Raw genomic sequence first — 9832 nt, 5'->3', positions numbered from 1 at the left:
AAGTGAAGGTAAAGAATGTTGAAGGGTGCAATCTAAATTTTCAGATAAAGTCATAAAAAAATGAGCGTATTTACATACACTCATTTTTACTACATTTTACTAATATTTGCTTAACTGACTGGCATTATCACGACTGGAGGGCTTTCTTTTTGTTTTCTTTTTAAAAATTATTTGTAAATTAATAATGCGGGGGACGGTTGGTGACCGGATCAAAAGCATCAATCCCTTCGGACAAGTCTGCAGACTCAACACGTTGATATAACAACTGCATTTGTTTTTTTAAATCGGCAATTTCCAGATTCTGGCGAGTGACCTGCTGATTCAGCTGTTCAACTAAATCATCTAAAAATGCAATTCGCACTTGCAAATCTTCAATGGGTGCGGAAAATGACGCCTGATCATTTAGATTTTGTTGTTTAGTCATTTTAAGTCCTCATTTGGGATTTCAGGAAACATTAACATTATGGCCTATATTACTTTAAGGGATGTCCAACTGGCATTTGGCGGACCTGCCTTGCTCGACGGCGCCAACTTTAATTTGGAACGCGGTGAACGAGTATGTTTGATTGGCCGTAATGGTGAGGGTAAGTCTACCTTACTTAAACTGATTGAAGGAAGTTTACTCCCGGATAGTGGTGAAGTTTCGTTACAAAATGGCATCACCATTTCCATGCTGGCCCAAGACGTGCCAATGGATTCCGGCAAGGTTGCAGATATTGTTGCCGACGGCGCTGGTGAAGCTTCAGAAGTGTTGCGTGCTTACCATGAAGCCAGTGAAGCTTGCGTGCTCGGTGATATGGAAGCCTGTGACCGCATGGGACATTTGCAGCATCAGATGGATCAGCTGGATGGCTGGGCTTTAGAAACTAAGGTTAATTCAATCCTAAGTAAAATGGGACTGGATCCTGAAGCGGATCTGGCCGATTTATCTGGCGGTCGTAAACGCCGTGTCCTGTTGGCACGTGCCCTGCTCACCCAACCTGATGTGCTGTTACTCGACGAACCGACGAACCATCTGGACGTCGAAAGTATTGAATGGCTGGAAAAATTCTTGCTCGAGCAGAATAACTTGACCTTACTGTTTATTTCGCATGACCGTGCCTTTGTGGACAGTATTGCGACCCGTATTGTCGAGCTGGACCGTGGTATTTTGCGTAGCTATGAAGGCAACTATTCACGTTACCTCGACCTAAAAGCTCAGCAGCTGGAAGCAGAAGAAAAACAGAATGCCCTGTTCGAGAAAAAACTCGCTGAAGAAGAAGCCTGGATTCGTCAAGGCATTAAAGCACGTCGTACCCGTAACGAAGGTCGTGTCCGTGCTCTGAAAGAATTGCGTGAAGAGTCTAAAGCACGCCGCTTCCAGCAAGGCAAAGTCAACATGTCGACTCAGGAAGCACAGCGTTCAGGCAAAGTGGTGTTCGAGATTGAACATCTCAGCGTGAAGTTTGGTGACAATGCACCGATCATTAATGATTTCTCGGCGCTGGTAATGCGTGGCGATCGGATCGGTCTGGTGGGTGATAATGGTGTCGGTAAAACTACACTAATCAAAGCCATTCTGGGAGAAATCGAGCATGGCGGTACAGTCAAAACCGGTACCCAGTTGGAAATTGCTTATTTTGACCAGCTACGTAATGTGCTGGATCTGGAAAAATCAGTTAAAGATAACGTTTCGGAAGGTTCAGATCATGTCGATGTGAATGGCCAACGTCGTCATATCTATAGCTATTTACAAGACTTCCTGTTCTCCCCAGAACGTGCCCGTACGCCAGTTAAAGCCCTTTCAGGTGGTGAACGCAACCGTATTCTGCTCGCCAAACTATTACTGAAACCATCCAACCTGATCGTGATGGACGAACCGACCAACGATCTGGATATGGTGACGCTAGAACTGCTGGAAGAAATGCTGGCGGAATACAAAGGCACCCTGCTACTGATCTCGCATGACCGTGCTTTTATGGACAATGTCGTCACATCAACCTGGGTCTTTGATGGCAAAGGCAATATTGATGAATATGTCGGTGGCTATCAGGATTATCTGGAACAACGTCCAGATCAAACTGTGGTTGACCAGAAAATGGCTGTCAAAAAAGCTCAGGCCAAAGCTGAAGCAGCAGTTACACCTGTAGCATCGGCTCCGAAGAAAAAACTCAGCTACAAAGATCAGCGTGAACTGGAAATGTTACCGGCTGAAATTGAAGCACTGGAAAAAGAACAAGCTGAACTTTCTGACAAACTGGCGGATGGCTCGTGGTTTGTCACAGATGCAGCAGCAGCGACCAAGGCCTCTGAACGTTTAGGCGAAATTGATGAGATTTTGCTGGAAAAAATGGAACGTTGGGACGAACTGGAAAATATGACCAAAGGCTAATCTTTAAATCGCCTAGTCACTAAGCATCTGTATTCGTACAGGTGCTTTTTTATTTTACAGTTTTTTATTTCAAAAAGCTCTTCTGCTACACTGCTGACATCTTTGATTTCAAATATTGAATTTATGAGTCGAACGCCAGAATACAAACCCGGTGAATTTCAATGGTCATTCCTGTTGCCGCAATACTGGGGCATCTGGGTGGGTATTGTATTTCTGATGATTCTGGCTATCTTACCTTGGGCGACTCAGCATCGTCTGGCACGTCTACTCGGCCAGATGGCATTTAAATATTTGAAATCTCGCCGTGAAACCACGCTTCGCAATCTGGAAGTTTGTTTCCCTGAATGGTCAGCTCAAGAAGTTCAGGACAATGCTCGTATGGTCTTTATTGACCAGATGCTCGGTGTATTTGAGACCTTGAATGCCTGGTACTGTCCAAAATGGTTTAAAGGCCGGGTACAGATTGAAGGGCTGGAACATATCCAGCAGGCTCAGGCAGAAGGTAAAGGGGCTTTATTGCTCGGTACCCACTCGACTTTGCTGGATGCTGGTGGTTATTTATGTGCACAGTATTTTGAGCCGGATGTGGTGTATCGACCACAAAATAATCCCTTGCTCGATATGCTGATTTACCGCTGCCGTGCCACCATTTATGCCAACCAGATTGACCATGATGATATGCGCGGTCTGGTGCGTAACCTGAAAAATGGCCATGCTATCTGGTACAGTCCGGATCAGGATTTTGGTTTAAAACAGGGTGTGATGGCACCCTTTTTTGGAGTACCTGCAGCCACAGTCACTGCACATCGTCGCTTATTAAAAATGACCAAAGCCGCTGCCATTCCACTCTATTTTTATCGAACTGGTGATATTAAAGATCCATGCTACTGTGTGTTGATCGAGCCTGCGGTAGAGAACCTGCCAAGTGCGGATGAAGTCGATGATGCAACCCGGGTAAATCTGATTATTGAACGCCAGTTGCGCATTGCACCGACGCAATATATGTGGTTCCACCGTCGCTTTAAGACCCGTCCTGAAGGCTACGATAAAATCTATTAAGAACTAGAATTAATATGAACGCTATTATTGGCAAGAAAAATCAATGATCGGTTCCCTGATAAATCCACATTGCTTGTGTATGCCCTGCACGCTCAAAGCCTAGAGCTTTATAAAATTCAGTGGCATGCTGATCAGTCACCAGAATTTTCTGATGAAATCCTGAATAACGTTGCAGCATTTCTTGCATGATCAGACGACCAATACCCTGTCGCTGCACCTCCGGGTGAACCAATAAATGTGGGAAATACACCACCAGATAACCATCTGAAATCGCATTTCCCAAGCCGACCAGCCGACCGTTGATACGTGCCGTCACCAGACTATGAGAATGCTGCAAAGCCTTTAAAAGCAATTGAGGTTTTTCTGCAGCTGACCATTGATTGACAAGATAGAGCTGTAGCACTTCGAATTCATTGACTGAATCATGATCGGAAATCATAACTTCCATTCAGGTAATATCCATTTTTTAATTTAAATTTTATTTTAATAATCAATTAATTATAATAAAAAAAATGAGCCAAAAATAATTTAACCCGGGTTCTACATCCTGTAAAACCCGGGTTAATGAGGTTGTGCTTTCATATGTTATAATTGCTTCTTCGTTGTTGTGATTTCCCTTTCAGCATCATTTCCATGATGTTTTCATTCAGCTTCGTCTTCCTTATGAGAATATCCTTTCTCGACTCCCTGTGCTGATGAGCTTAGAATACGTGGATTCCTCTGTACTGCCCATTCGCAAGAAGCGGAAACTGCTGTAAGCAATATCGTACACTTTTCAGCTAAAACTATAAGAATTTCCCCTCATTCTTATAAGCCATCGCAATCTTATCAGTGACTTTTTTCTCTTCTTTCTCTGCCTTTTCAATTCCTTCCTGAATCGCTTCTTTGGCTTCCTGATCATCCTGATCCGTTTCTTCCAGCGCTTCCTGATGATGCTCAAATACCCGCCCAGTTTGTAATACCAGATAAACCGGAAAATGATCTGATCCGACATGTTTTAAGCGCTCCATATGCACCAGAGCGAAATCGGTGCTGTGAAACACATGGTCAAGCGACCAGCGCAATAAGGGATAATCGGCATGAAAAGTATTCACATAACGTCGGCCGACACGCGGATCCAGCAAACCACTAATACGCTGAAATAAACGTGTCGTGCGTGACCAGGCCACATCATTCAGATCTCCCATCACAATGCAGCTTTCATCCAGATCGTTAATCTGGTCCCCTACAATCAGCAATTCCGCATCACGTAAGGTTGAATCTTTGGCTTCAGTTGGGCTTGGTGGTTTCGGATGCAGACAATAGAGCTGTACCGGCTGTCCGGAACGTAACAAGACCTTGGTATGAATCGAGGGAATTTCATCACTCAGAATAAATTTAACCTCGGTTTCACTCAGCTCAAGTTTGCTGTACAGATGCATGCCATACAGATTATCCAAAGGTACAGGTACCCGATAGGGGTAATCTGGCTCAATGACGGCCAGCGCATCCTGCCATGCATGATCGGTTTCCAGCGTTAAGACCAAGTCTGGCTGATGCGTCTGGATCTGTTCAATCAGTAAATGATATTTAGTATTGGTGGTCAGAACATTTGAAACAATCAGGGAAATCTGACGATCCGGATCCAGCTGATCCTGCTTGACCTGCTTGACCTGTTTTTTCCAAACAAAGGTATAAGGCAAGACCATTTTCAGCTGATACGCCAAAGCAGCGATCAGGCCGACAAAAAGCAGCTGATTGAAGGCCGTCCATGGGTGATCGACCAGGAGAAAAAGAACAAAGGCAATGAAGCCCAAAACCAGAATCTGTAAACGTGGAAAATCTGCACCACGAATCCACCATTCATCTCGGGGAATCAGCGACCAGAAACTTGACCAGATGACCACGATTGCCATGATCTGGATAAACCCTACCATAAGATACACTCTTTACTAAGTTATTATTTTTTCTAAAAGAAAAATTGCTTTATCAATTTTGTATGTATCATAAAGCAGATATTTCGCTCAAGAATATTGATGTTTTGATTGTGTAGCTCTTGCAGTCACGTCCCTTTTTGATACACTCGAATCCCTTTTGATTTTTTAACGCACCGAGGCAAAGTGACATGAAAGTAGGTCTGGTCGGTTGGCGCGGGATGGTGGGTTCCGTCCTTATGCAACGTATGGTTGAAGAGAATGATTTTGCTCATTTTGAGCCATTCTATTTTTCTACCAGTAATGCGGGTGGTGAAGCTCCGGCATTTGGTGGTAAGACTGCCCCAGCACTTATGGATGCAACAGACATTAACAGTCTGAAGCAAATGGATGTCATTATTACCTGTCAAGGTGGCGATTACACCACTGAAGTTTTCCCAAAAATCAAAGCTGAAGGCTGGGATGGCTACTGGATTGATGCAGCATCTACCCTGCGTATGGATGATGAAGCAATCATCGTACTTGATCCGGTGAACATGCATGTGATCAAAGACGGTCTGGTCAAAGGCACCAAAACTTTCGTGGGCGGTAACTGTACTGTTTCCCTGATGTTGATGGGCTTAGGTGGTCTATTCCAGAACAATCTGGTGGAATGGGCAACTTCAATGACTTATCAGGCAGCTTCTGGTGCTGGCGCGCAAAACATGCGTGAGCTGATTACTGGTATGGGTTATTTATATAACAATACCAAAGACTTGCTGGATGATCCACGTTCTCCAATTCTGGACATTGATTCTAAAATTGCTGAATTGCAACGTGGTGAAGGCTTCCCATCTGCAAACTTCGGTGTACCTTTAGCAGGTTCTCTGATTCCATACATCGACAAGCAGCTGGAAAGCGGCCAGTCTAAAGAAGAATGGAAAGGTCAGGCTGAAACCAACAAGATTCTAGGTAACCAGCAGATCGTACCGATTGATGGCCATTGTGTACGTATCGGCGCAATGCGTTGTCACTCTCAGGCATTAACCCTGAAACTTCGCAAAGACGTTCCACTGGATGAGATCGAAGATATCATTGCAAATGCAAATGACTGGTCTAAAGTCGTGCCAAACACCCGTGAAGCCTCAATGACTGACCTGACTCCTGTTGCAGTCACTGGCACATTAACTGTACCTGTTGGTCGTCTGCGTAAACTGAACATGGGTAAAGAATACCTAGGTGCATTCACAGTAGGTGACCAGTTACTTTGGGGTGCTGCAGAACCTTTACGTCGTATGCTGCGCATCTTGATTGACTATAAAAACTCTTAAGTTTCCGTCAGGAAATAAAGCATGAAGCCGATCTTTATTGATCGGCTTTTTTGTGTAACTATTGCGTAAGTATTTTACAAAAAACAAACATCCCGTTAATCTATAATTTTCGCTATGCGATAATGACTGAGCTCACAGATGACTGTATATAACAAATTAAAGCTTGCCATTTTAGCCATTGTTGCTTCACAAAATATCTATGCGATTAATGTAGATTCGGTACAAATCCAGTCTGCACCTGGGGAATTGCTTTATGCGGAAATGAATTTCCGTCAATCAGATATTAACTTGCCCATTGAGGTAAGTTTAGCCTCGCCAGAAGACCTGATTTCTATGGGTGCATCGCATCAGCCACCGGGTCATTTAAATTTTTTCACCCGTCGCAACAGTAATGGTACTGGGGTTATTACCATTACCTCCTCGCGCCCGGTCACTGATCGTGAATTAAATATCATTGTCAAAATCAAGGAAGGCAATGCAGCACGCCTACAGCATATCCGTACTGCATTAAGACCTAAAACTGATTTGTTACAGGCCAGCCTGAAACAGAATGAACAGCCCCTCGCGCCTGTCGTAGTCGTGAGTGAAAAAGATATTGCCCTGAACTTACCGGTGAGTACGCGTTATACCAATGCACAATCCAAACCAACCACCCCGTTTGTGGCAGAAAAACCGTTAGCCTTACAAAACACAGCACCTCCTGCATTATCAGCCAGCTCGATTCCTAAAACAGCGTTAGCTGCTGTGACCCATGAGCCGACATCGAGTATTGCAGCTCAAGTCACAAGCCCAACAAAACTTAATACTGAAACTGCGGTAGCAGCGACAAGTCATAGTTCACAGCAAGCTGGCAATGTAAACACTGCGCCAGTGAATACTTCATCCAAAGCAGCTCACGCGACTGCGGCTCAAGCAGATGCAACGTCAAACTTACAGGCTGCAGCTACAAAAATTCAGGCTGAAACAAAACCAGCTGAAATTACAATAGATCCAACAAATAAAAATGCAGCCTCAGCGCAAGTTTCTGCACCGACAAGCACTGAAAACCAGATGGTGTCCAGTGATCCACTTGTCAAAAAATATGCAGAACAACAGGCTCGCAAGCAGGCGGCATCCAGCACTGCACAGGACAAACCAAATTTAGCGACTAAAACTCAGGCACAGCCGGCAGCCATCAAACAAAGCACCTCAACCCAGATCAAGCCGACGTATGTGGTACAGTCAAATGAGTCGCTTTGGGGCATTGCTTCCAGGATTGCCAATGAACAGCAGCGTCCAGTGAGTGAGGTCATGCAGCAGATCAAACGTGAAAATGAACATGCTTTTATTGGAGGCGATGCTAACCGCTTGCGTAAAGGTGCAGCGCTTAATTTAGCAACCATCCATACTGCAAAAACTCCGATACAGGCCGCAGCAATTAAGTCTGCTCAAGCACCCTCTAAACCTGCTGCAAAAACCAAATATCGTCTGAATGAGGCTGAAATGAGCCTGGTTGCCGAGAATCAACGTGATTCCGGCCAGGTTTCTGCCAACTCAAACACAAAAGAAAATCGAACTTCGAAAGAGTTGTCATTAAAAGTTATGACAGCCCGTGAAAAAACCGTTAAATTACAGAGAAACGTAACTGAACTAGAATTGGCACTCAATCAGAAGGATCACAGAATTCAATTATTAAATGCTCGTCTTGCCCAGCTACAACAGCAGCTTAAAGCACAACAGGCAGATAAAAAGCCAATTAATTAAAAAGTTACACATGACGATTTATTGGGATAGGCGAACTTAATGACTCTATCCCCAAGGGGTAAAACATGCTGATTTATGTGATTCCATTAGTGATATTGATCATCGTATTAATTGTCGTAAAAAAACGACAAGATGCTCAAGAATCAGATAAAGCAAAAACTAAAACTGTAAAAGCGAAAAAACCTGGCGCTGCGTCAAAATCCACTTCACAAAGAACCAAAGTGGTCGAGCCAGCCGGAGTCGTTAAAAAATCAGCAACGCCTCTATCAGCAGAAACACGCAAGAAAATTGAAGGTCTGATTCAGGAACGTAATTTCTTTGCAGCTGAAGCGCAAATCAATCAGGCACTGAATCGCGATAATTCTCAACATGAGTTATATTTACTGCTACTCGACATTCATATCCTGCAAAAAGATGAATTTGCGATTTCACAGCTGATTAACCATGTTCGCTCTCTGGAACTGGAAGATATTCTGGCTCAGGCTGAGGTCAAAAAGCGTGAGTTTGAAAACTCTTCGGTCGCTGTTCAGGATACTATTGATTTCCCAAGTGCTCAGCCACAAACCCCTCCTGTACAGGAAAGCAAACCTTCTACAGATGCCTTTGCAGACCTGGTTGCCGCCCCCGCTTCAAACGAACAGGCATTTGATGCATTACAACAGGAACTGCAACCGAGTAAACCAGCTGCTGTAGCGGAACCAGTACCTGATATCCAACCCTTAGAGTTCAACTTTGAACCGAAGATTCCAGCGGCTGAGCCAGTAAAAACGGAAGAAGTTCCGCCTGTATCAGATAATTCAGTTGAATTTGATCTTCAGATGAGTACTGCTGAAACCCAGACTGCTCCAACAGCAGCAACTGAGTCAGCACCAGTTCTGAATTTTAAGCTTGAGCTTGAACCATCTGTATCTTTAGAAACAGAATCAGCGCCTGCAACAACAGAAGAAATCCAGCCTTTAGATTTTTCTTTCTCTCTAGACACTCCAGCACCTGCTGCGGAAAAAACAGCCGAACCTGCGACTGAGTTTGACCTGTCTAGCCTCGATATTGCAACGCCTGCAACTGAAACGCCTGCTGCGACTGAAACATCTGGACTAGATTTTAAACTTGATAATGTCGAAGCTGTAAAAGAAGCTCCTGTTTCTACAGGGGTGAATTTTGAGATTCCGACAGCGCCAGTAAGTACAGCAACCGATCAACATGATCCATTGGTGCAGTCTTTCCCAGAGCTGATGGAAGTTAATGAAGCGGACCTTAACCTGGAGCTGGCACAGCAATATATCCAGTTAGGCGCTTATGCAGCTGCCCGTGAAGTCATTGCTGAACGTGAAGCTGAATATACAGCAGCACAACGTCAGCAAGCCGATCAGTTGCTGAATCAAATCGCATCTTAATCAATTTCCCTTTAAACTAAAGCAGTCACATTTGGCTGCTTT

Annotated in this window: 8 protein-coding genes; 5 read left to right on the top strand and 3 right to left on the bottom strand. The window is 44.3% G+C overall.

What is annotated here, in order from left to right:
* Window positions 1-178: 178 nt before the first annotated feature.
* Window positions 179-424, bottom strand: coding sequence for a SlyX family protein (locus FTU72_RS12850; RefSeq protein ID WP_004781873.1), 246 nt, complete (start codon window positions 422-424; stop codon window positions 179-181).
* A 39-nt stretch (window positions 425-463) separates the two neighbouring features.
* Between FTU72_RS12850 and FTU72_RS12845 the strand changes: the two genes are divergently transcribed.
* Together FTU72_RS12845 and FTU72_RS12840 are read left to right on the top strand one after the other, a co-directional pair.
* The gene (locus FTU72_RS12845; protein WP_180052971.1) at window positions 464-2371 is read left to right on the top strand and encodes an ATP-binding cassette domain-containing protein; all 1908 of its coding nucleotides are present in this window, start codon (window positions 464-466) and stop codon (window positions 2369-2371) included.
* 123 nt (window positions 2372-2494) lie between these two features.
* On the top strand, window positions 2495-3430 hold the full coding sequence (locus FTU72_RS12840; protein WP_180012687.1) for a lauroyl acyltransferase: 936 nt from the start codon (window positions 2495-2497) through the stop codon (window positions 3428-3430).
* 40 nt (window positions 3431-3470) lie between these two features.
* Here the strand turns inward: FTU72_RS12840 and FTU72_RS12835 are convergent, their stop codons facing one another.
* Both FTU72_RS12835 and FTU72_RS12830 read right to left on the bottom strand, forming a co-directional pair.
* Complete coding sequence (locus tag FTU72_RS12835) at window positions 3471-3878, bottom strand: GNAT family N-acetyltransferase (protein ID WP_180052970.1); 408 nt, start codon at window positions 3876-3878, stop codon at window positions 3471-3473.
* Between the two features lie 337 nt (window positions 3879-4215).
* A complete protein-coding gene (locus tag FTU72_RS12830) occupies window positions 4216-5346 on the bottom strand; it encodes an endonuclease/exonuclease/phosphatase family protein (protein ID WP_180052969.1) in 1131 nt (376 codons plus the stop codon).
* Window positions 5347-5534: 188 nt separating this feature from the next.
* Between FTU72_RS12830 and asd the strand changes: the two genes are divergently transcribed.
* The 3 genes from asd (at window position 5535) to FTU72_RS12815 (ending at window position 9790) form a co-directional block, all read left to right on the top strand.
* The gene (gene asd / locus FTU72_RS12825) at window positions 5535-6653 is read left to right on the top strand and encodes an aspartate-semialdehyde dehydrogenase (protein ID WP_004781864.1); all 1119 of its coding nucleotides are present in this window, start codon (window positions 5535-5537) and stop codon (window positions 6651-6653) included.
* Window positions 6654-6791: 138 nt separating this feature from the next.
* A complete protein-coding gene (locus tag FTU72_RS12820) occupies window positions 6792-8396 on the top strand; it encodes a FimV family protein (protein ID WP_180052968.1) in 1605 nt (534 codons plus the stop codon).
* A gap of 65 nt (window positions 8397-8461) precedes the next feature.
* The gene (locus tag FTU72_RS12815) at window positions 8462-9790 is read left to right on the top strand and encodes a fimbrial protein FimV (RefSeq protein WP_180052967.1); all 1329 of its coding nucleotides are present in this window, start codon (window positions 8462-8464) and stop codon (window positions 9788-9790) included.
* Window positions 9791-9832: the final 42 nt, after the last annotated feature.

Origin of the sequence: Acinetobacter sp. YH12137, assembly GCF_013418535.1 — a bacterium.
In the GTDB taxonomy this organism is placed as follows: Bacteria; Pseudomonadota; Gammaproteobacteria; order Pseudomonadales; family Moraxellaceae; genus Acinetobacter.
This window is presented reverse-complemented; position numbering and strand designations above follow the sequence as displayed.